General features: G+C 67.9%; 20 protein-coding genes. 9 read left to right on the top strand and 11 right to left on the bottom strand.

The window, feature by feature from the left end; genetic code table 11:
* Positions 1 to 485: 485 nt before the first annotated feature.
* The 4 genes from FJU31_RS18835 to FJU31_RS18855 all read right to left on the bottom strand — a co-directional run bounded on the left by FJU31_RS18835 (position 486) and on the right by FJU31_RS18855 (position 4,977).
* On the bottom strand, positions 486 to 1,265 hold the full coding sequence (locus FJU31_RS18835; protein WP_150456098.1) for a ferredoxin--NADP reductase: 780 nt from the start codon (positions 1,263 to 1,265) through the stop codon (positions 486 to 488).
* A 94-nt stretch (positions 1,266 to 1,359) separates the two neighbouring features.
* Positions 1,360 to 3,213, bottom strand: a complete 1,854-nt coding sequence (locus tag FJU31_RS18840) for an ABC transporter ATP-binding protein (RefSeq protein ID WP_150456099.1) — start codon at positions 3,211 to 3,213, stop codon at positions 1,360 to 1,362.
* A 381-nt stretch (positions 3,214 to 3,594) separates the two neighbouring features.
* Positions 3,595 to 4,044 carry a carboxymuconolactone decarboxylase family protein gene (locus FJU31_RS18850; protein ID WP_150456100.1) on the bottom strand — a complete coding sequence of 150 codons (450 nt, stop codon included), beginning with the start codon at positions 4,042 to 4,044 and terminating at the stop codon, positions 3,595 to 3,597.
* Positions 4,045 to 4,077: 33 nt separating this feature from the next.
* Positions 4,078 to 4,977 carry an RNA polymerase sigma-70 factor gene (locus tag FJU31_RS18855; RefSeq protein ID WP_150456101.1) on the bottom strand — a complete coding sequence of 300 codons (900 nt, stop codon included), beginning with the start codon at positions 4,975 to 4,977 and terminating at the stop codon, positions 4,078 to 4,080.
* Positions 4,978 to 5,132: 155 nt separating this feature from the next.
* On the opposite strand from FJU31_RS18855, the gene FJU31_RS18860 reads away from it, so the two are divergent.
* Positions 5,133 to 6,650 carry a fumarate hydratase gene (locus FJU31_RS18860; RefSeq protein WP_150456102.1) on the top strand — a complete coding sequence of 506 codons (1,518 nt, stop codon included), beginning with the start codon at positions 5,133 to 5,135 and terminating at the stop codon, positions 6,648 to 6,650.
* A 290-nt stretch (positions 6,651 to 6,940) separates the two neighbouring features.
* The gene (locus tag FJU31_RS18865) at positions 6,941 to 7,576 is read left to right on the top strand and encodes a glutathione S-transferase family protein (protein ID WP_150456103.1); all 636 of its coding nucleotides are present in this window, start codon (positions 6,941 to 6,943) and stop codon (positions 7,574 to 7,576) included.
* Positions 7,577 to 7,742: 166 nt separating this feature from the next.
* Here FJU31_RS18865 and arsC read toward each other — a convergent pair whose 3' ends face one another.
* The 3 genes from arsC to FJU31_RS18880 form a co-directional block, all read right to left on the bottom strand.
* On the bottom strand, positions 7,743 to 8,084 hold the full coding sequence (arsC, locus tag FJU31_RS18870; protein WP_150456104.1) for an arsenate reductase (glutaredoxin): 342 nt from the start codon (positions 8,082 to 8,084) through the stop codon (positions 7,743 to 7,745).
* The gene (locus FJU31_RS18875; RefSeq protein ID WP_150456105.1) at positions 8,084 to 9,238 is read right to left on the bottom strand and encodes a phospholipase A; all 1,155 of its coding nucleotides are present in this window, start codon (positions 9,236 to 9,238) and stop codon (positions 8,084 to 8,086) included. The genes arsC and FJU31_RS18875 overlap by 1 nt, the downstream gene beginning before the upstream one ends.
* 122 nt (positions 9,239 to 9,360) lie before the next feature.
* Positions 9,361 to 9,846, bottom strand: a complete 486-nt coding sequence (locus FJU31_RS18880; RefSeq protein ID WP_150456106.1) for a DUF456 domain-containing protein — start codon at positions 9,844 to 9,846, stop codon at positions 9,361 to 9,363.
* Between the two features lie 234 nt (positions 9,847 to 10,080).
* On the opposite strand from FJU31_RS18880, the gene FJU31_RS18885 reads away from it, so the two are divergent.
* Positions 10,081 to 10,290, top strand: coding sequence for a cold-shock protein (locus FJU31_RS18885; protein WP_108769314.1), 210 nt, complete (start codon positions 10,081 to 10,083; stop codon positions 10,288 to 10,290).
* A gap of 76 nt (positions 10,291 to 10,366) precedes the next feature.
* On the opposite strand, the gene FJU31_RS18890 is transcribed toward FJU31_RS18885, so the two are convergent.
* Together FJU31_RS18890 and FJU31_RS18895 are read right to left on the bottom strand one after the other, a co-directional pair.
* The gene (locus FJU31_RS18890; protein WP_116864069.1) at positions 10,367 to 10,864 is read right to left on the bottom strand and encodes a glycine zipper 2TM domain-containing protein; all 498 of its coding nucleotides are present in this window, start codon (positions 10,862 to 10,864) and stop codon (positions 10,367 to 10,369) included.
* A gap of 128 nt (positions 10,865 to 10,992) precedes the next feature.
* The gene (locus FJU31_RS18895) at positions 10,993 to 11,427 is read right to left on the bottom strand and encodes a cytochrome c (protein ID WP_150456107.1); all 435 of its coding nucleotides are present in this window, start codon (positions 11,425 to 11,427) and stop codon (positions 10,993 to 10,995) included.
* 93 nt (positions 11,428 to 11,520) lie between these two features.
* Between FJU31_RS18895 and FJU31_RS18900 the strand changes: the two genes are divergently transcribed.
* Positions 11,521 to 12,336, top strand: a complete 816-nt coding sequence (locus tag FJU31_RS18900) for a tRNA threonylcarbamoyladenosine dehydratase (RefSeq protein ID WP_150456108.1) — start codon at positions 11,521 to 11,523, stop codon at positions 12,334 to 12,336.
* A 35-nt stretch (positions 12,337 to 12,371) separates the two neighbouring features.
* On the opposite strand, the gene FJU31_RS18905 is transcribed toward FJU31_RS18900, so the two are convergent.
* Together FJU31_RS18905 and FJU31_RS18910 are read right to left on the bottom strand one after the other, a co-directional pair.
* Positions 12,372 to 13,145, bottom strand: a complete 774-nt coding sequence (locus FJU31_RS18905; protein ID WP_150456109.1) for a TatD family hydrolase — start codon at positions 13,143 to 13,145, stop codon at positions 12,372 to 12,374.
* Positions 13,142 to 13,357: a DUF6116 family protein gene (locus FJU31_RS18910; protein ID WP_079222444.1), complete on the bottom strand. Its 216-nt coding sequence runs from the start codon at positions 13,355 to 13,357 to the stop codon at positions 13,142 to 13,144. Before FJU31_RS18910 ends, FJU31_RS18905 begins: the two co-directional genes overlap by 4 nt.
* Before the next feature lie 163 nt (positions 13,358 to 13,520).
* Between FJU31_RS18910 and FJU31_RS18915 the strand changes: the two genes are divergently transcribed.
* From FJU31_RS18915 to asnB, 5 genes are all read left to right on the top strand, one after another.
* A complete protein-coding gene (locus FJU31_RS18915) occupies positions 13,521 to 14,360 on the top strand; it encodes a glycine zipper 2TM domain-containing protein (RefSeq protein WP_150456110.1) in 840 nt (279 codons plus the stop codon).
* Positions 14,361 to 14,479: 119 nt separating this feature from the next.
* On the top strand, positions 14,480 to 15,022 hold the full coding sequence (locus tag FJU31_RS18920) for a GNAT family N-acetyltransferase (RefSeq protein ID WP_150456111.1): 543 nt from the start codon (positions 14,480 to 14,482) through the stop codon (positions 15,020 to 15,022).
* An 84-nt stretch (positions 15,023 to 15,106) separates the two neighbouring features.
* A complete protein-coding gene (locus FJU31_RS18925; RefSeq protein WP_150456112.1) occupies positions 15,107 to 15,766 on the top strand; it encodes a glutathione S-transferase family protein in 660 nt (219 codons plus the stop codon).
* A 68-nt stretch (positions 15,767 to 15,834) separates the two neighbouring features.
* On the top strand, positions 15,835 to 18,114 hold the full coding sequence (locus FJU31_RS18930; protein ID WP_150456113.1) for a transketolase C-terminal domain-containing protein: 2,280 nt from the start codon (positions 15,835 to 15,837) through the stop codon (positions 18,112 to 18,114).
* Positions 18,115 to 18,117: 3 nt separating this feature from the next.
* Positions 18,118 to 20,061: an asparagine synthase (glutamine-hydrolyzing) gene (gene asnB, locus FJU31_RS18935; RefSeq protein WP_150456114.1), complete on the top strand. Its 1,944-nt coding sequence runs from the start codon at positions 18,118 to 18,120 to the stop codon at positions 20,059 to 20,061.
* Positions 20,062 to 20,080 lie beyond the last annotated feature (19 nt).

Consider the following 20,080-nt stretch of genomic DNA (forward strand, 5'->3'; position numbering starts at 1 on the left):
GGGGATCGCTCGGCTCGTCTGTCGGCGCTATCCGCAGATCCATGCTTGTCGGTCCCTCCACCCTGGCTCCTACATACCTCGTAGGAGCCGGGAGGAACATACAAGCCCATGCTCGGCTGTTCTTCGGCGAGCGATGCAGGCGCGCCGCGCGCGCAAGCCGAGCGTAGGCTCGGCTCTACCCAGCCCTCCGCCGGGCATGGCCCGGCGCTACCGATGAAGCGCTCTTGTAGAGCCGAGCCCACGCTCGGCTGCTGTTTGGCGACCAATGCAGGCGCGCTGCGCGCGCAAGCCGAGCGTCGGCTCGGCTCTACCCAGCTCTCCGCAGGGCATGGCCCGGCGCTACCAAAAGAAGCGCTCTTGTAGAGCCGAGCCCACGCTCGGCTGCTGTTTGGCGACCGATGCAGGCGCGCTGCGCGCGCAAGCCGAGCGTAGGCTCGGCTCTACCCAGCCCTCCGCCGGGCATGGCCCGGCGCTACCGAGGCAGATTACTTTTCGACGAACGCGCGTTCGAACACATAGTGGCCGAGCTGGCCGATACGCGGCGATACCTGGAAGCCCCGCGCGTCGAACACGGTGCGCAGGTCGGCCAGCATCTGCGGGCTGCCGCAGATCATCGCGCGGTCGTTCTCCGGGCTCAGTTCCGGCAGGCCGAGGGTGCGCTGCATCTCGCCGCTTTCCATCAGCTGGGTCAGGCGGCCCTGGTTGGCGAACGGCTCGCGGGTGACGGCCGGGTAGTACAGCAGCTTGTCGCCGATCATCTCGCCGAGGAACTCGTGCTCACGCAGTTCCTTCTCGAAGTAATCGCGGTAGGCCAGGTCCTTCTCATAGCGCACGCCATGGCAGAGGATCACCTTCTCGAAGCGCTCGTAGGTTTCCGGGTCCTTGATGACCGACAGCCACGGCGCCATGCCAGTGCCGGTACCCAGCAGGTACAGGTTCTTGCCCGGGTGCAGGTCGCTGATCAGCAGCGTGCCGGTGGGCTTCTTGCCGACCAGCACCTTGTCGCCCGGCTTGATGTGCTGCAGGCGCGAGGTCAGCGGGCCGTCCTGCACCTTGATGCTGAAGAACTCCAGGTGTTCTTCCCAGTTGGCACTGGCGATGGAGTACGCGCGCAGCAGCGGCCGCGCCTCGGTTTCCAGGCCGATCATCACGAACTGGCCGTTCTCGAAACGGAAGCCGCTGTCGCGGGTGAGAGTGAAACTGAAGTAGGCATCGGTCCAGTGGCGGACCTCAAGCACCGTTTCGGCGCCGAAAGCGGAAGACATGGGGGCACGTTCAGGCAATGGATTCGTCCGTACCATTCTACCTCAAATGAGAGGGGTTCTCATTATCCGGAACGAGAGGCGTTCTCAGGGCCGGTCAACGGTACCCGGCGGCCTGCAGTTCAAACAGCTCGGCATAGCGCCCGCCCTGCGCCATCAGCTCCTCATGGGTGCCGCTGGCCTCCAGCCGGCCCTCGGCCAGCACCAGGATGCGGTCGGCCATGCGCACCGAGGAAAACCGGTGCGAGATCAGCACGGCGGTGCGCCGGTCGGCCAGTTCGCGGAAGCGCTGGAACACCTCGAATTCGGCGCGGGCATCGAGCGCGGCGGTTGGTTCGTCGAGGATCATCACCTGCGCGTCGCGCATCCACGCGCGGGCGATGGCGATCTTCTGCCACTGCCCGCCGGACAGGTCCACGCCCTGCTTGAAGCGGCGGCCGATCAGCTGCTCGTAGCCGCCGGGCAGGGCATCGATCACTTCTTCGGCCATGCCCCTTCGCGCGGCATCGGCGATGCGCGCCTGGTCGGCCATCGCCTCTACCTGGCCGACGCCGATGTTCTCGCCAGCGGTCAGGTTGTAGCGCACGAAGTCCTGGAAGATCACGCCCAGGTTGGCGCGCAGGTCGTCCAGGTCGTACTCACGCAGGTCGCGGCCATCGAGCAGGATGCGGCCTTCGTCCGGTTCGTACAGGCGCGCCAGCAGCTTGACCAGGGTGGTCTTGCCGGCGCCGTTCTCGCCCACCAGCGCCAGCACCTCACCGGCCTGCAGCCGGAAATCGAGGTGGCGCACCGCCCACTGCTCGGCATCGGGATAACGGAAGCCCACGTTTTCGAACACGAAGCCCTGCTGGATCGGCCGCGGCACGGCCACCGCGCCTTCGCGCGAATGGATTTCCGGTTCGATCTGGAAGAACGAATACAGGTCGTCCAGGTACAGCGCCTGGCTGGCCACCTGCGAGAAGCCGATCAACAGGCCTTCCAGCAGCTGGCGCAGGCGCAGGAAACTGCCGGCGAGGAAGGTCAGGTCGCCGATCGAGAAATCGCCGCGCACCGTACGCCAGGCGATATAGGCATAGGCGGTGTAGTAACCCAGCGTGCCCAGCGCAGCCAGCACCGTGCCCCAGAACGCGCGTCGCCGCGCCAGCGCCCGGTTGGCCAGGAACAGCGACGCCGACAGTCGCCGGTAGCGCTCCACCAGGAAGCGGTGCAGGTTGAAGATCTTCACTTCCTTGGCCGTTTCCACGCTGGCGCCGAGCTGGCGCAGGTAGTCCAGCTGGCGCCGCTCCGGCGTCCACAGGAAGTTGAGGCTGTAACCGGCGGCGTTGAAATGCGATTCGCCGATGAAGGCCGGCACCAGCGCCAGCGCCAGCAGCAGGATCAGCCACGGCGCGTAGACCAGCAGGCCGACCGCCAGGCTGGCCACGGTGATGGCGTCCTGCACCTGGCCGAACAGCTGGCTCATCAGGTTCATCCGGCCCATGGTCTGGCGCCGCGCACGGTCCAGCTTGTCCTGCAGGTCGGGGTCTTCGAAGTCCTCCAGGTCCAGCGTGGCAGCGTGTTCCATCAGGCGCACGCTGGTGGCGTTGGCGAACAGTTCCGACAGCAGCGCATCGGCATAGCTGACCAGCCGGCCGAGCAAATCGGAGGCGATGGCCAGACCGAATTCCAGCGCCAGCAGGCCCAGCAGCGGATTCAACAGACCACTGGATAATGCTTCGCCCAGCGGTGGGAAGCCGGCCCCGTGCTGGCTCAGGTGCAGCGCGGTATCGATGATGAGCTTGCCCACGTACAGCATCGCCACCGGCAGCAAGGCGCGGATCAGGCGCAGGCCGAGGCTGGTCAGGGTCAACGCGGGGCTGGTCTGCCACACCTGGCGCAGGAAGGGCGGCAGGTTGCGCATCGCCTTGAAGCGCTGGCGCAGGCTCGGTTTCTTCTCGGGGGCAGCAGGCATGCCGCCATTGTGCGCGCGCAAGGCGTGCAGAGGGGGTCGTGGAGATGGGGTCAGAGCCCTTCGCCATGCGAAGGGATCCGACCCCTCATGTCCACGCATTGCGTGGATCCATCGTGTCGACCAAGGTCGACACCTACCAGAGCGGGATGCCGTTCCGACAGGCCGCGGGAAACTGTCGAAGGCGGGGTGGGTCCGGTTGCGGGGGTGTGAGCGGCATGGATGCCGCGACCAAGGCCCCATGGATGGGTTTACGGCGTCCCCCGCAACCGGACCCACCCCGCCATCCCACGGAGAGCCAGCTGTTGATGTTGACGTTGCCCTTGCTCTGGCTCCGGCTGTCGCCTCTGTAGGTGCCGGGCGCAGCCCGGCCAGAAAACCTCTTTACGGCAGCGGCGGCAGCAGCCCTGCACCCAGCCGGTTCCAGGCATTGATCACCGCGATGCCCATGCTCAGGTCACTGATGCCCTTCTCATCGAAGTGCGGTGCCAGCGCATCGAATGCCGCCTGTGACGGCGCGCCCTCGGTCAGCCGGGTCAGGGCCTCGGCCCAGCCCAGCGCCGCACGTTCGCGTGCATCGAAGAAACGGCTTTCGTGCCACGCCGGCAGCGTGTCGAGCTTGCGCGGCTCGATGCCGCCCTTGCGCAGCGCGGTGCCGTGCATGTCCATGCAGTAGCCGCAGCCGTTGAGCTGGGACACGCGCAGGAACAGCAGTTCCATCAGCGTCGGGTCGATCGAACTGTCATGCACCGCCTTGCTGGTGGCCAGCAGACCCTTGAACGCATCGGCGGCCAGGCGGGTGTAGGGGACGCGGGGAGAGGCATGGTCGGACATCTTCAGCTCCACGACGGCCACGGTGGCCGTCTTTCACTCCAAGGACGCCGGGCCGTCCGCGTTCGTGACACGTCGGCGCAGTTTTTCCGGATTGAGCACGCTGTACACGTTGGCGATGCGGCCCGCGGCCACTTCGATGGTGGTCACCGAGTGCAGCTGGTCGCCGAGGAAGCGCAGGATGGCCGGCTCGCCATTGACCCAGCCCAGCTGCGCGGTGTGGCCCAGGCCGCGGCGCGCGATGGCCCAGAACAGGCGGCCGATACGCTCGGCGCCCAGCAGCGGGCGCACCGCCGCGGTGACCACGCCGCCGCCGTCGGACACCAGCCGCGCGTTGGCATGCAGCAGCGCCTGGATGGCCTCGCTGTCGCCACGCTGGGTGGCGTCCATGAAGCGCGCCAGCAACTGCCGGTGCTGGCCGGTATCGGCATTGAAGCGCGGCCGGCCGGCCTGCAGGCGCTGTTTCGCCCGGTGCACCAGCTGGCGGCAGTTGGCCTCGCTGAGGTCCAGCAGCGCGGCGATCTGCCGGTAGTCGTGGTCGAAGGCCTCCTTCAGCAGGAAGGCGGCGCGTTCCTCCGGTCCCAGCTGCTCCAGCAGGGTCAGGAAGGCCACCGACACTTCGTCGGCGCGGGCATGGGCCACGGCCGGGTCGCTGGCCGGTTCTGCGGCCAGGCTGATCTCCAGCGGTTCAGCCAGCCACGGGCCGACGTAGTGGACGCGCTCGCGCCGGGCCGCGCGCAGCCGGTCCAGGCCCAGCCGGGTGGTGGTGGTGACCAGCCAGGCCTCGGGGTCGCGTACGGTGGCCGGATCGGCGCCGGACCAGCGCAGCCAGGCATCCTGGACCACGTCCTCGGCATCGCTGCGGCTGCCCAGTAGTCGGTAGGCCAGCGCCATCAGGCGCGGGCGGTGGGTCTGGAAGGCGGATTCAGTGTTCATGTCGACCAGGACGCCGGGGAGGGGGCAAGCGTGACAGGGAGGGTGGGGTCAGAGCCCCTTGCAGGGGATCCGACCCCACGATTGTGATGCTGCAGCCGGGGGAGGGGGTAAAATGGGGGATTACCCCCCGCCAGCCTCGAGCAAGCGAGCAAGCCGTGACATCGATCAAGCAGGAAGACCTCATCCAGTCCATCGCCGACGCGCTGCAGTACATCTCGTACTACCACCCGGTCGACTACATCAAGAACCTTGCCGCCGCCTACGAGCGCGAGGAGTCGCCGGCCGCGAAGGAAGCGATGGCCCAGATCCTGATCAATTCGCGGATGTGCGCCGAAGGCCACCGTCCGATCTGCCAGGACACCGGCATCGTCACCGTGTTCCTGGAAATCGGCATGGACGTGCGCTGGGACGACGCGACCATGGGCGTGGAAGACATGGCCAACGAAGGCGTGCGCCGCGCCTACCTGCACCCGGACAACAAGCTGCGCGCTTCGGTGCTGGCCGATCCGGCCGGCAAGCGCGTCAACACCAAGGACAACACCCCGGGCGTGGTCAACGTCAAGGTGGTGCCGGGCAACACCGTCGACGTCATCGTCGCCGCCAAGGGTGGTGGTTCGGAAGCCAAGACCAAGTTCGCCATGCTCAACCCGTCCGACTCGATCGTCGACTGGGTGCTGAAGACCGTGCCGACCATGGGCGCCGGCTGGTGCCCGCCGGGCATGCTCGGCATCGGCATCGGTGGTACCGCTGAAAAGGCGATGCTGCTGGCCAAGGAAGCGCTGATGGAGCCGATCGATATCACCGAGCTGCAGGCCCGTGGTGCGTCCAACCGCATCGAAGAGCTGCGCCTGGAGCTGTACGAGAAGGTCAACGCGCTGGGCATCGGCGCACAGGGCCTGGGTGGCCTGACCACCGTTCTGGACATCAAGATCAACGATTACCCGACCCACGCGGCCAACCTGCCGGTGGCGATGATCCCGAACTGCGCGGCCACCCGCCATGCGCACTTCACCCTGGATGGCAGCGGCCCGGTGATGCTGGACCCGCCGTCGCTGGAAGACTGGCCGAAGCTGACCTACGACGCGTCGAAGGGCACCCGCGTGGACCTGGACACGATCACCCCGGAAGACGTGGCCAACTGGAAGCCGGGCCAGACCCTGCTGCTCAACGGCAAGCTGCTGACCGGCCGCGACGCCGCGCACAAGCGCATGGTCGACATGCTCAACAAGGGCGAGGAACTGCCGGTCGACCTGAAGGGTCGCTTCATCTACTACGTCGGCCCGGTCGATCCGGTGCGCGACGAAGTGGTGGGCCCGGCCGGCCCGACCACCGCCACCCGCATGGACAAGTTCACCGAGCAGGTGCTGGCACAGACCGGCCTGCTGGGCATGGTCGGCAAGGCCGAGCGCGGCCCGGCCGCCATCGAGGCGATCAAGAAGCACAAGTCGGCCTACCTGATGGCCGTCGGTGGTTCGGCCTACCTGGTGTCCAAGGCGATCAAGGCGGCCGAGGTCGTCGGCTTCGCCGATCTGGGCATGGAAGCGATCTACGAGTTCACCGTGCAGGACATGCCGGTGACCGTGGCGGTCGATTCCGCTGGCGAGTCGGTGCACAAGACCGGCCCGCGCGAGTGGCAGGCCCGCATCGGCAAGATTCCGGTGGTGGTGGAGTAAGCCCCACCGGTTGCAGGAAAGCGGCGCCGAAGGGCGCCGCTTTTTTGTTTGGAGGCGCACCCGGCAGCAACGTCAGCGCGCGGTGGGTGATGGCATGCCAGCAGTGCCGGAACGCTTGCTTTATCGAGGATGACGGGATGCGCCGCTCCTGCATGTCGCAGGCGCAGGCCTGCATGGACCATTCGCCGTTGATCAGCTGCAGCCAGGACGCCGACAGCTGCATGGCCTCCTGCGGCGGTGGCTGAGCCGTTGGGCGCATAATCGGCGCTTCCCGCAACCGGAGTCGTCGCATGCGCACTACGCTGTATGGGTCTGTCAGTACCGCCTCGATGGTGGTGCACTGGCTGTTGATCGAGCTGGAAATCGAGCACGATCTGGTCCTGCTGGATTTCGAAAAGCGCGAGCACAAATCGGCGGAATACCTGGCGCTGAACCCGGCCGGCGTGGTGCCGACGCTGATGATCGATGGCCAGGTACTGACCGAAGCACCCGCGATCGCCCTGTATCTGGCCGACCGCCATCCTGAAGCCGCGCTGTTGCCAGCGCTGGGTGACCCTGCGCGCGGTGTGGCTTACCGTTGGATGTTCTGGTGCGCCAACACGGTCCAGCCGGCCTATCGCGCGTGGTTCTACCCGCACGAAGCCGCCGGCGAGGCCAACGCAGAGGCGACCAGGGAAATGGCGCGCCAGCGGCTGGAGGCCGCATGGCAGCAGTTGGCAGAACACCTGCAGGCGCAGGGACCATACGTGCTGGGCGAAGCGCCGAGCGTGGTCGATTTCATGCTGGTGATGCTGATGCGCTGGTCGCGCAACATGCCCACGCCCACCGACAACCTGCCGGTGCTGAAGATCTACGCGCAGCGGATGAAGGCACGCCCATCGTTCGCGGAGACCTGTCGCCGGGAAGGCATCACCGATTGGCTGTGATCGCCGGCCTCGTGGCGTGGTGCAGCGTCGGCTGGGTAGAGTCGACTGTCAGTCGACTACCGCGCGCAGCGCGGGGTTTTGCCTCCTCGTGACGAGCAGTCGACCAACGGTCGACTCTACCGGCCTTGCCAGGGTCACCCGCGCATCCGTGCGCGATGGCCCGCTGTTACAGGAGCGCCTGCACGGTTTCCGGCGGGCGGCACAGGCGCGTGCCCTTGGGGGTGCGCACGATGGGGCGGTTGATCAGGCGCGGGTGCTCGGCCATCGCGGCCAGCAGGGTGGCTTCATTCGCACCGGTCAGGCCCAGTTCGGCGAACTGCGGCTCCTTGCTGCGCACCAGATCGGAGGCGGCAAGGCTGGATTCGGCCAGCACCTGGCGCAGGGTGGCCACGTCAGGCGGGGTGCCCAGGTAGTCGACCACCACCGGCGCGATCCCGGCTTCGCGGATCAGCGCGAGCGCGCCGCGCGAATTGCTGCACGCCGGGTTGTGCCAGATCGTCACCGTCATCAGAACCACTCCAGCAGCGATACGCCCACGCCCACGTAGGTGGCCTTGTGGTTGTAGTCGATCATGCTCTCGCCGTAGCCGTCGAACACCTGGATGTGGCCACGCAGCAGGTTGCTGATCGGGAAGCCGTAATCGAGCTGCAGCGCGCCATGCGAACGGTCGCCGGTGCGCAGCGAATGGCGCGCCATCAGCGCGATCTCATGGCCGTTGCGGTTCCAGATCAGGGTCGCGTCGCCGCGGCCCATGTAGTCCTCGATGTCCGGATTGTTGTCATCGCTGCGACTTTCCGGGATGCGGTACCAGGGACGCAGCACCAGCGCCCAGTTCTCGCGGTCCAAGCCGATGTTGAGCATCACCCGGTTCCAGCTGCGCGACAGCGGGTCAGGGCGGCCATTGGACTGGTGGTTGAGGCTGATCCCGGTCATTCGCCCGCGCCAGCCACCGATCGAGTAGCCGTTACGGAACACCATCATCACTTCCGGCTCGTAATTGGTTTCGCGGAACGGACGCGAGTTCTCGGCGTTGTAGGCCTGCCAGCGCGAGCTCTGCGTGTAACCGGCCCAGATGTCACCGTTGTCGCCGAACAGGTTCTCGGCGATCTTGGTCTTGAAGCTGATCTGGAACTTCAGCTCGGTGCTGTCCAGCACCTGCGGCGTGGTCACGCTGTTGGCCGGGTTCGGCGACTGCGGCATCTGGTTCTTGTCACTGGTCCAGAAGGCGGGCAACAGGTAGACCGGCTTGTAGGCGCGCAGCTGGAACGGGCCCAGCTTGGAGTCCTCGGCCAGCTCCCAGCGACTGTCCAGCAGCGAGCCGCGGCCGGCATTGGCCAAGGCGCTGTCGTCCGGTGCCGGGCGGAAGATATCGCCCACGCGGGTACGCAGCTTTTCTTCGCCCTGGCTGAGGCGCGACGCCTGGCGTTGTTCACGCAGGCTCTGTGCGGCCTGCTGGGCGGCGGCGTCTGCCTCGGCGGTGGCCTGTGTGTTGCGGCCAAACAGACCGTCATAGCAGGCCAGACGAGCGGCGTCAGTGTCCACAGCGGCGCAACCAGCCGGCGTAGCGGTGGGAGTGGGCGCGATTTCCTGCGCGGCCAGCGGGGCACTGGCCAATGCCAGCGCCAAGGGCGCGAAGCGGGGAAGCAGCGTGGGGAGGGTCATTGCAGCAGGCCCTTCAAAGGAGGAATACGGGAGGACGTACAGTGTGGCGGCTGCCCGCGGCTACGGCCAGTCCTGCGATTTATGCCCGGCGCGGGCGTGCGCATGGCGTGAAGGCGGCGGCCTCACAGGAACCAGGCGAAGGCGAACAGGCCCAGCATGGCGATCACCACGGCCAGCTTCAGGGCAAGGCCGAGCAGGATCCCCAGCCACGTGGCCAGGCCGACCTTGGTCGAGCGCCCCAGCTCGCGGGTATGCCAATACTCGCCCAGCAGGGCACCCAGCAGCGGGCCGGCGAACAGACCGATGGGCATGAAGAACAGGCCGGCGATGCTGCCGATGAAGGTGCCCCAAAGCGCCTTGCGACTGGCCCCGACCCGCTGCGCGCCCACCACCGTGGACAGCACGTCGGCCACCAGGGACAGCGCGGTGAGAGCCCCGAGGGCCACCAGCGTGGGCCAGCCGACATGGGCAAAGCCGTCAGCCCATGCCGCGAGCAGCAGGCCGACGAAGACCAGCGGTACCCCGGGAAGGGCCGGCAGGATCACCCCGGCGATGCCGACCACGACGAAAATGACCGCTAGCAGATACAAGATGAATGAGAGGTCCATGCTGTTCCGTATGGTTGTCTTTTTGGGGTTGACACTTTGAGATTTTGGCAGTTGATTTTTCGTTTTGCTCGGGTTAAGTTGCAGTCGCTGAGCTTGGCAAGGTCACCGTGGATCGTGGCCTGATGAAGCAAGATCTAACCGATCCGCTGCATCGTTGCACCTCGCTTCCCCCTTGCTTGTCAGCCGCCCAACAGGCGTTTCCAACAACAAGAGAGTCACCAGGGAGTGAGTGAGATGGCTGATCGCGAGACCGGTACCGTAAAGTGGTTCAACGATGCAAAGGGCTTCGGCTTCATCAGCCGTGAAAACGGCGAAGACGTGTTCGTGCATTTCCGTGCCATCCAGACGCAGGGCTTCAAGAGCCTGAAGGAAGGCCAGAAGGTCACCTTCACCGTCGTGCAGGGCCAGAAAGGCCTGCAGGCTGATGCCGTAGAGCCGGTCTGACGACCTGCCTGCGATGCATCGCACGAAAAAGGCCCGCGCAAGCGGGCCTTTTTCATTGCCACTGTCGGCTGCTGGATCAGCGCAGGACGACGCGGCCGTTGACTACGCGGACGTAGGTGTTTTCGCGGATACCGGCCAGGTCGCGCTGGTTGACCACGATGGTGCGGCCATCGTCCATGCGCACGGTGATGTCGTAGGTATCGCTGGTCACGTTCTTCTGGATCTGGTTGCCGGCGAGGGCACCGCCCACCGCGCCTGCAGCGGCGGCGACGTTCTTGTTGCCGCGGCTGCCGCCGGTGTGGTCGGAGATTTCATGGCCGGCCACGGCGCCGACGATACCGCCGAGGATGGCGCCGGTCGCGCTGGGCGCGGTACGGCCCGAGGCGACCGTGTTAATGCGGGTCACGATGCCACAGTCGGCGCAACGGTTCTGGTTGTAGCCGTTGTTGTTGCCGTAGCCGCCATTGTTGTAGCCACCGTTGTTGTAACCACCACCGCCGTAACCGGGCGAGGTGGCGCAGCCGGCCAGGGCGAGCGTAGCAATGACACTGGCGGCGATGAGCTGGATCTTCATGGGGCGTCTCCTGGCCGTGAAGGCGAGTGGAAGGGTGGTACTGCGTCATGCAGCAGGTGATCGAATCGTCCACTTTCCAACGTGAACACGGTGCCAATCACGCCAGCCGTGCCCGGCTGGAAGATGAATCAGCGGAAGTCCTGGTGGCAGGCCCGGCAGTCGTCCTGTACGGTCTGCACCACCTTTGCCAGCGCTGCACAGTCACTGGGCGGGGCGGCCAGCGCCGCATTGAGATCCGCCCGGTACTGGCTGGCATGCTGCTGGAAGCGCACATCGTCCTTCAGCTTGGGAAACGCCAGGTCCAGGTCGTTGGACAGCAGCCGCAGCGACTGCAGGCGCGGCTGGCTGTCGGCCAGGCTGCAGCGGTTCTGCTGCTGGGCCTGCTGCAGCAGCTCGGCCTGCCGCTGCATCACGTGCATCAGGCTGCGCGGGAAGGGATCGCGACCGGCCTGCAGGGCGCGGCCGACCATGACCGTGGCGACCAGGCCGATCAGCAGGCCGAGCACGAGCACGAACAGATAGCGCTGGGCGCTAGAAGGACGACGGGACGGGCTGGCGTTCATGCGGGCTCCTCCATGGGTGATGCGCGGGCGTGCAACGGTGGGTTCGATGGCAGCCCGCTATGGCCGCCGCTGCCTGCACGTTAAAATAGCCACATGAACGAACAGGTCAAACAACGCTTCGCCGGCATCGAACGGCTGTATGGCGTAGGTGCGCTCGAGCGCCTGCAGGGTCGCCGCGTGGCGGTGGTGGGCATGGGCGGCGTCGGCTCGTGGGTGGTGGAGGCGCTGGCCCGTTCGGCGGTCGGCCACCTGACCCTGATCGACGCCGATGACATCTGCGTGTCCAACACCAACCGGCAGCTGCCGGCGATGGAGGGCAACTACGGCCGCAACAAGTCCGAGGCGATGGCCGAGCGCTGCCGCGCGATCAACCCGCAGATCGATGTCGACGCCGTGCAGGCGTTCCTGACCACCGGCAACATGGCCGAGCTGCTGGACCGTGGCTTCGACCTGGTGATCGATGCCTGCGACAGCTTCCGGGTGAAGGTGGAAACCATCGCCTGGTGCCGCCGCCGCAAGCTGCCGCTGCTGACCGTGGGTGCTGCCGGCGGCCGTACCGACCCGACCTTGGTGCGCATCCGCGATGTCTCGCGCACCGAGCATGACGCGATGCTGGCGCTGATCCGCAAGAAGCTGCGCAGCGAGTTCAACTTCCCGAAGAACGCCAAGCGCTATTTCGGCGTACCGGCGGTGTACTCGCTGGAGAACGTGAAGTACCCGCAGGCCGATGGCAGCGTCTGCGGCCTGCGCCCGAACCTGGGCGCCGATGCCGCACTGAAGCTGGACTGTGGCGCCGGGCTGGGCGCGGCCACGCACATCACCGGTGCGTTCGCATTCGCCGCGGTCGGCAAGGCGCTGGAAATGCTGCTGGAGCCGAAGAAGGTCAAGGCCGAAGTCGCCGAGGTTTGACCGGTAGCGCCGGGCCGTGCCCGGCGAAGCGGTGATCAGGCGGCTGGCAGCGCGAACAGCCGCCGGGCGTTCCCGCTTGTCACCCGTGCCACGGTCTCCACGTCGGTACCGCGCAGTGCGGCCACGTGGCGGGCGATCACCGACAGCCGCGCCGGTTCGTTGCGCTGGCCGCGGATGCCCGCGTCGGGCTGGTCCGGCGCGTCGGTTTCCAGCAACAGCTGCTCCAGTGGCATCTCGCGCACCAGGCGCTGCAGGCGCTGCGCACGGTCGTAGGTCAGCGGCCCGCCGAGGCCGAGCAGGAAGCCCAGCTTGTCCAGCTGCGCGGCCTGTTCCGGGCTGCCGGGAAAACTATGGACCACCCCGCGCAGGCCGCCGACGCGGCGGATCGCGGCGATTACCGCGTCCACCGCGCGGCGTGCGTGCACGATCACCGGCAGGTCGAAGTCGCGTGCCAGCTTCAGCTGGCCAATGAAATAGTCCTGCTGCGCTTCGGCAACCAGTCCCTCGACGAAGAAATCGAGGCCGCACTCGCCGATCGCGCAGGGACGCTCGCGCTCGATCCACTCGCGCAGCTGGCCCACGTGTTCGGGACGATGGTCGGCCAGGAACATCGGGTGCAGGCCGTAGGCCGGGTACAGCCCCGGTGCCTGCTGGCAGACGTCGCGCAGCTTCGCCCAGCTGGCGGCGGTCACCGCCGGCACCACCTGGGCGTGCACGCCGGCCGCACGGGCGCGCTCGATCACCGCCGTGCGGTCGTGGTCGAACTCGCTGGCATCCAGGTGGCAATGGCTGTCGATCAGCATGTTCAGCGCTGTTCCAATGGTGGCGGTGTCGCAGCGCTGCGGTTCTTCCAGTTGGCCAGCAACAGGGTGCCCAGGCCCAGCACCAGTTCATCCACGAACGGGATCGGGTCGGGGATGAACAGCGTCAGCGCGAACAGGCCGGCGGTCAGCTTGAAAAGGGTGGGGTAGCGCAGCCGGCGTGCCCATTGCAGGACCGGCAGCAGCATCGGGTTGGCCATGGCGGGGCTCCTCGTGGGCGTGCTGCAAACGCTACCACGGCCCCTCCATTTCCCGATGCTGAATGGGTTACGGCCGTGAGTACGGATTGTGGAGATTCCGTTCAGGCAGCGCGTGCTGCAATCTGCGTCAAGAACGTTGCGGACGGTCCGCAGGGAGCAGGTCATGAAAAGCACAACTACAACTGTCCTGGTCGCAGCAGGCGCGCTGCTGGTGGGCGGCATCGCAACCGCTGCCTTCATGAAGAGTGGTGACAAGGCCCCGGACGCACTGGGCGCCGCGAATCCCTCCGAGTCGCGCCTGGTCGAGGGCAGCGCTGCCGATGACGGCGCGCGCGGCGACGCGGTCGATGCCTCGGCACCGCGCGGCCTGGAGTACGCCGATGTGCTGAAGGTCGACCCGCTGACCGAGAAGCAGAAGGCCTACGCGACGGTCATCGGCACCGAGCCGGTGCGCGAGACCTCCACCACCCAGACCCCGCATGAAGTCTGCCAGGACGTGGTGGTGCAGGAGCGCCTGCCCGAGCGTGACGGCAACGTCGGCGGCACCGTGGTCGGCGCCGTGGTCGGTGGCCTGCTCGGTAACCAGGTGGGCGGCGGCAATGGCAGGAAGGCTGCCACCGCAGCCGGCGCCGTGGCCGGTGGCTTCATCGGCAACCAGGTGGACAAGCGCCACGTGGGTGGCCGCGTGGTCAACCGCACCGAGCGCCAGTGCCACACTGAAACGGCGACCTCCGAGTCGAGCCGCGTGACCGGTTACAACGTGACCTACCGCAACGAGGACGGCACCACCGGCACCATGCGCATGGCCAGCAAGCCGGGCACGCGCATCGCCATGGGCACCAACGATGTGGTCAAGGGCTACAACGTGACCTACCGCTATGATGGCGCAGAGAAGACCGTGCGCATGGACAACAAGCCGGCCAGCGACCGCCTGCCGGTGGTGGATGGCCAGCTGGTCACCCAGACCGCCGCGGCCGGCGACGCAGCGGCCAACCGCCAGTAACGCGGCAACACCACACTGTGTCGGACGGGCCGGCCTTTGCCGGCCCGTTTCGTTTGCGTGCTGGATCCGATGGCGGGATCGGCGATGATGGGCGGCCACGGGACCTGGCGGGAGCCTGCATGAGCATCTTCGACCTGCGCATCGAAACCGAGCGCCTGATCCTGCGTCCACCGCAGGCGCAGGACCTGGAACCCTACCTGGCGTTCTGCGCCGATGAAGACGTGATGCGGAGCCTGGGCGGCGTGCAGCTGCCTTCGGTGGCCTGGCGCAGCTTCTGCAGCCTGGCCGGGGCCTGGCAGCTGTTCGGCTATTCGATGTTCAGCGTCATCGAGAAAGCCACCGGCGAATGGGTCGGCCGGATGGGCCCGTGGCAGCCGCTGGGCTGGCCCGGGCCCGAGGTCGGCTGGAGCATCTGCCGCGCGCGCTGGGGCCGTGGCTACGCCCCCGAAGCGGCGGTGGCCGCTATCGATTGGGCGTTCGACACGCTGGGCTGGGACGAGGTGATCCACACCATCGCCGATGACAACGATAAATCGAGGGTGGTGGCGCGCAAGCTGGGCAGCAGCCTGCTGCGCATGGGCCAGTTGCCGCCGCCCTACGAGGGGCCGCCGCTGCAGATCTGGGGGCAGTCGCGCGCGCAGTGGCAACAACGCCGGCGGTGATGCTGCACCCGCGCTTGGCATCGGCCGATGTGCTTGCCAGACTGCATGCAGCCGGCCGTCGGCCGAGATGTACTGGAGCAGGCAATGGTGGAAGAGCGCGTTCCGTTGACGGTGCACGGCATGTCGGTGTCGGGCAACTGTCACAAGGTGCGGATGCTGCTGGAGCAGCTCGGCAGCCGCTACCGCTGGGTGGAAGTGGACAGCGCGCACGGGCAGACCCATTCGCCTGAATTCCTCGCGCTCAACCCGAATGCGAAGGTGCCGCTGATCGTGCGCGACGATGGCCGCGTGCTGACCGAATCCAACGCGATCCTGTTCTGGCTGGCCGAAGGCACGCCCTACCTGCCCACCGATGGCTGGGAACGCGCGCAGGCGCTGAGCTGGATGTTCTTCGAGCAGTACAGCCACGAGCCCTGCGTGGCGGTGGCGCGTTTCATCCGCGGCTGGACCGATCCCGATTCGCCGCGCCGGGCGGAGCTGCCGCGCCTGCATGAGCGCGCGGCCACCGCGCTGGCGGTGATGGAGCAGCACCTGCGGCAGGCGCAATGGTTCACCGGCAGCGAGTACGGCATCGCCGACATCGCGCTGTTCGCCTACACCGATGTCGCTGTCGACGGTGGCATCGACCTGCAGCCGTTCGTGGAAGTACGCGCCTGGCTGCAGCGGGTGCGCGAACAGCCACGTTTCGTGGCGATGCCGGCGGTGACGCCCGAGGTACGCGCACGGTTGGATTCGCGCGGGTAGCGTCCAGCCCGGCACGGTAGCGCCGGGCCACGCCCGGCGGAATGCAACAACGACACGGAGGGTGTTCGATGTTTGCTGTGGTTCCCGATCCGATCCCCGCACGCATGCGCGTGCTCAACCGCGCCGAAGTGTGCGACGTCAATTTCCTCGAGGCAGTGCGCGCCTGGCGTGGGCTGCCGCGCCCGAAGCCGGCGCCGGATGCGCCGATCCTGCCGGGCAGCACGCTCACCGCAGCGGCGTTCGCCGAGCTGTTCGATTCGCAGCTGGCCAGCCGCCAGCTGGACCTGATGGCGCGCGTGCTGCGCGTGCAGAACAAGGTCTTCTACACCATCGGCTCGTCCGGCCACGAAGGCAACGCGCTGCTGGCACGGGCCTGCCGGCATACCGATCCGGCGTTCCTGCATTACCGCTCCGGCGCCTTCATGGCCGAGCGCGCGCGGCAGGTGCCGGGCCTGGATCCGTTGCGTGACGCGGCGCTGTCCTTCGCCGCCAGCGCCGACGACCCGGCCAGCGGTGGCCGCCACAAGGTGTGGGGCAGCCGCCCGCTGTGGGTGCTGCCGCAGACCTCGACCATCGCCTCGCACCTGCCCAAGGCGCTGGGTACCGCGCTGGCCATCGAAAGCGGCAAGCGCCTGGGCCAGCCGCTGCCGATTCCCGCCGACAGCATCGTGCTGTGTTCCTTCGGCGATGCCTCGGCCAACCACGCCACCGCGCAGACCGCCTTCAACACCGCGATGTGGTCGGCCTACCAGAAGCTGCCGGCGCCGATCCTGTTCGTCTGCGAGGACAACGGCCTGGGTATTTCGGTGAAGACGCCGGAAGGCTGGATCGCCGAGCGCTTCAGCCGCCAGCCGGGGCTGGACTACTACTACGCCGATGGCCTGGACCTGGCGGCGGGGCATGCGCAGGTGCAGGCCGCGGTGGAGCATTGCCGGCGCACCCGCCGGCCGACCTTCCTGCACCTGCGTACCACGCGGCTGATGGGCCACGCCGGCACCGATTTCGAAGTGGAATGGCGCGCGCTGGCCGACCTGTGTGCGGCCGAAGCCCAGGATCCCTTGCTGCGGTCGGCGCAGATCGCGCTGGAATCGGGCTGGATGGATGCCGCCGGTATCGAGGCCGCCTACGAGACCCTGCGCGTGCGCTGCCTGACGGCGGCGGCCGACGCCGAAGCGCGGCCCAAGCTGCAGTCGCTGGATGAAGTGGTCGCGCCGCTGGCGCCGTACACGCCGGCGGCGGTGATGGCCGAGGCGCAGCGCCCGGTACCGGCCGAAGCGCGCGAGGCCCTGTACGGCGGTGCCGACGCGCTGCCCGAGCGGCAGCCGCCGCGGCACCTGGCCGTGCAGATCAACCACGGCCTGCAGGAACTGCTGTGCAAGTATCCGCAGGCGCTGCTGTTCGGCGAGGACGTGGCGCAGAAGGGCGGCGTCTACACCGTCACCAAGGACCTGCTGCGCCGCTTCGGGCCGCGCCGGGTGTTCAACACCCTGCTGGACGAGACGATGATTCTGGGCATGGCCCAGGGCCTGGCCAACATGGGCCTGCTGCCGATTCCGGAAATCCAGTACCTGGCCTACCTGCACAACGCCATCGACCAGCTGCGTGGCGAGGCCTGTTCGCTGCAGTTCTTCTCCAACGACCAGTTCCGCAACCCGATGCTGGTGCGGGTGGCCGGCCTGGGCTACCAGAAGGGCTTCGGCGGCCACTTCCACAACGACAACTCGATCACCGCGCTGCGCGACATTCCCGGACTGGTGGTGGGCTGCCCGTCGCGCGGCGACGACGCGGTGATGATGCTGCGCACGCTCTCGGCGCTGGCCCGGTTGGACGGCCGGGTGGCGGTGTTCCTGGAACCGATCGCGCTGTACATGAGCAAGGACCTGCACGCGCCCGGCGATGGCCAGTGGCTGTTCGATTACCCGGCGGCGGGGCAGGCATTGGTGCTGGGCGAGGGCCGCGTCTATGCGCCCGACGCCGATGATCTGGTGGTGTTCACCTACGGCAATGGTGTGCCGATGGCGCTGCGCGCGGTGCCGGCCATCCAGGCGCAGACCGGCTGGCAGGTGCGGGTGGTCGACCTGCGCTGGCTGGTGCCGCTGGATGCCGGCTTCATCGCCGCCCAGGCGGCCACGGCGCGGCGGGTGCTGGTGCTGGACGAGGGCCGGCACAGCGGCGGGGTGGGCGAGGGCGTGGTCACCGCCCTGGTCGAGGCCGGCCATGGCCACCTGCCGCTGCGGCGGGTCTGCGGCGCCGATACCTACACGCCGCTTGCGGGGGCAGCAATGTTCGGGCTTCCAAGCGACAATGCGGTGATTGGCGCCGCCCTCGACCTGGCGCAGGAACCCTGATGCATGTGTGGATTGGCGGGAATGTTGTTGCCGGCGCCGCAGTCGCCGGACGAGGTGCTGCAGGCGCAGGCGCTGGCCATGGGGCAGGCGCTGCACCATCGCGGGCCGGATGACGGCGGCACCTGGGTCGATGCCAGCGCCGGCATCGCCCTTGCGCACCGCCGCCTGAGCATCCTCGACCTGTCACCGCTGGGCCACCAGCCGATGGCCTCGGCCGACGGCCGTTACGTAATGGCCTACAACGGCGAGGTCTACAACTTCGCCGCGCTGCGGGCCGAGCTGGAGCCGCTGGGCCACACGTTCCGGGGCCATTCCGATACCGAAGTGCTGCTGGCCGCGATCCTGCAGTGGGGCGTCGAGGACACCCTGCAGCGCGCCAACGGCATGTTCGCCATCGCCCTGTGGGACCGCCAGGAGCAGTGCCTGTACCTGGCCCGTGACCGGGTGGGCAAGAAGCCGCTGTACTACGGCTGGGCCGGCGACACCCTGGTGTTCGGTTCGGAGCTGAAGGCGCTGTGGCAGCACCCGGACTTCGACAACGACATCGACCGCGACGCGCTGACCCTGCTGCTGCGCCTGGACTACATCCCGGCCCCGCACAGCATCCACCAGCGCTGCTACAAGCTGATGCCGGGCCGCGTGCTGCGCCTGGATGCGGCGACGGTGGCCGCCGGTGCCGCCGCGCACCGCCCCGAGCAGGCCCAGCGCCCGTACTGGGATGCACGCGCGCGCATGCAGGCGGCGCTGGCTGCGCCGTTCCAGGGCCGTATCGAGGAGGCCGAGGAACAGCTGGATGGCCTGCTGCGCGATGCCGTGGCGCTGCGCATGGTGGCCGACGTGCCGGTGGGCGTGTTCCTGTCCGGTGGCACCGATTCGTCGCTGGTGGCTGCGCTGATGCAGGCGCAGAGCAGCCAGCCGGTGCACAGTTTCAGCATCGGCTTCAGCGGCTCGCACCATGACGAGGCGCCGCTGGCCAAGGAGCTGGCCGGGCACCTGGGCTGCGACCACACCGAGCTGTACGTGAGTGGCGCCGATGCGCTGGCAGTGGTGCCACAGCTGCCGGCGATGTTCGATGAGCCCTTTGCGGATGCCTCGCAGGTGCCGACCGCATTGGTCGCGCGGCTGGCGCGGCAGGGCGTGACCGTGGCCCTGTCCGGCGACGGTGGCGACGAACTGTTCTTCGGCTACACCCGCTATGTGCGCGCGCTGCGCAACTGGCAGATGCTGGGCCGCGTGCCGGCGCCGCTGCGGCGCTGGATGGGCGCGCGGGCGCACCAGCAGGGCGAATCCTCGCGCACCGGCGGCCTGGCCGCGCTGCTGGCCGAGACCGGCGCGCGCGGCATCGGCGATGTCTACCGCAACCGCATCTCGCGCTGGCGCGACCCGGCGGCGGCGGTGATCGGTGCGCGCGAAGCCGGCAGCTTCTACGACCTGGCCGACCCGCTGCACGGTGCCGGCACCCCGGCCGACGCGATGATGCTGGCCGATTTCGTCAGCTACCTGCCCGACGACCTGCTGTGCAAGGTCGACCGCACCTCGATGGCGGTCAGCCTGGAGGCACGGGCGCCGCTGCTGGACTGGCGCGTGGCTGAATTCGCCTGGTCGCTGCCGCTGGGCTTCAAGCGCAGCGAGGACACCAGCAAGGTGCTGCTCAAGCGCGTGCTCGGCCGCTACGTGCCGCAGTCGATGGTGCACCGTCCCAAGCGCGGTTTCGGCGCGCCGGTGAGTGAATGGCTGAAGGGCGACCTGCGGCCGTGGGCCGATGACCTGCTGCAGCCGGCGCGGCTGGAACGCGAAGGCGTGCTGTCGGCGGCCGCCGTGCAGCCGCTGTGGCAGCAGTTCCTGGGCGGCCAGCGCAAATGGCATACCCACCTGTGGAACGTGCTGATGTTCCAGGCCTGGCAGGACCACTGGCGGCAGGTGCGGGTGGGCGTGGCACGCGGCTGATCTTCACCGGGGCGCATCG

The sequence above is a fragment of the Stenotrophomonas cyclobalanopsidis genome (assembly GCF_008710035.1).
In the GTDB taxonomy this organism is placed as follows: Bacteria; Pseudomonadota; Gammaproteobacteria; order Xanthomonadales; family Xanthomonadaceae; genus Stenotrophomonas; species Stenotrophomonas cyclobalanopsidis.

Coding starts and splice junctions, on each gene's coding strand:
- FJU31_RS18850 (WP_150456100.1), bottom strand. CDS start 4,044: ATGTCCGACCATGCCTCTCCCCGCGTCCCCTACACCCGCCTGGCCGCC.
- FJU31_RS18895 (WP_150456107.1), bottom strand. CDS start 11,427: ATGAACGCCAGCCCGTCCCGTCGTCCTTCTAGCGCCCAGCGCTATCTG.
- FJU31_RS18890 (WP_116864069.1), bottom strand. CDS start 10,864: ATGAAGATCCAGCTCATCGCCGCCAGTGTCATTGCTACGCTCGCCCTG.
- FJU31_RS18875 (WP_150456105.1), bottom strand. CDS start 9,238: ATGACCCTCCCCACGCTGCTTCCCCGCTTCGCGCCCTTGGCGCTGGCA.
- FJU31_RS18855 (WP_150456101.1), bottom strand. CDS start 4,977: ATGAACACTGAATCCGCCTTCCAGACCCACCGCCCGCGCCTGATGGCG.
- FJU31_RS18885 (WP_108769314.1), top strand. CDS start 10,081: ATGGCTGATCGCGAGACCGGTACCGTAAAGTGGTTCAACGATGCAAAG.
- FJU31_RS18880 (WP_150456106.1), bottom strand. CDS start 9,846: ATGGACCTCTCATTCATCTTGTATCTGCTAGCGGTCATTTTCGTCGTG.
- FJU31_RS18835 (WP_150456098.1), bottom strand. CDS start 1,265: ATGTCTTCCGCTTTCGGCGCCGAAACGGTGCTTGAGGTCCGCCACTGG.
- arsC (WP_150456104.1), bottom strand. CDS start 8,084: ATGACGGTGACGATCTGGCACAACCCGGCGTGCAGCAATTCGCGCGGC.
- asnB (WP_150456114.1), top strand. CDS start 18,118: ATGTGTGGATTGGCGGGAATGTTGTTGCCGGCGCCGCAGTCGCCGGAC.
- FJU31_RS18930 (WP_150456113.1), top strand. CDS start 15,835: ATGTTTGCTGTGGTTCCCGATCCGATCCCCGCACGCATGCGCGTGCTC.
- FJU31_RS18900 (WP_150456108.1), top strand. CDS start 11,521: ATGAACGAACAGGTCAAACAACGCTTCGCCGGCATCGAACGGCTGTAT.
- FJU31_RS18865 (WP_150456103.1), top strand. CDS start 6,941: ATGCGCACTACGCTGTATGGGTCTGTCAGTACCGCCTCGATGGTGGTG.
- FJU31_RS18920 (WP_150456111.1), top strand. CDS start 14,480: ATGAGCATCTTCGACCTGCGCATCGAAACCGAGCGCCTGATCCTGCGT.
- FJU31_RS18910 (WP_079222444.1), bottom strand. CDS start 13,357: ATGGCCAACCCGATGCTGCTGCCGGTCCTGCAATGGGCACGCCGGCTG.
- FJU31_RS18840 (WP_150456099.1), bottom strand. CDS start 3,213: ATGCCTGCTGCCCCCGAGAAGAAACCGAGCCTGCGCCAGCGCTTCAAG.
- FJU31_RS18915 (WP_150456110.1), top strand. CDS start 13,521: ATGAAAAGCACAACTACAACTGTCCTGGTCGCAGCAGGCGCGCTGCTG.
- FJU31_RS18925 (WP_150456112.1), top strand. CDS start 15,107: ATGGTGGAAGAGCGCGTTCCGTTGACGGTGCACGGCATGTCGGTGTCG.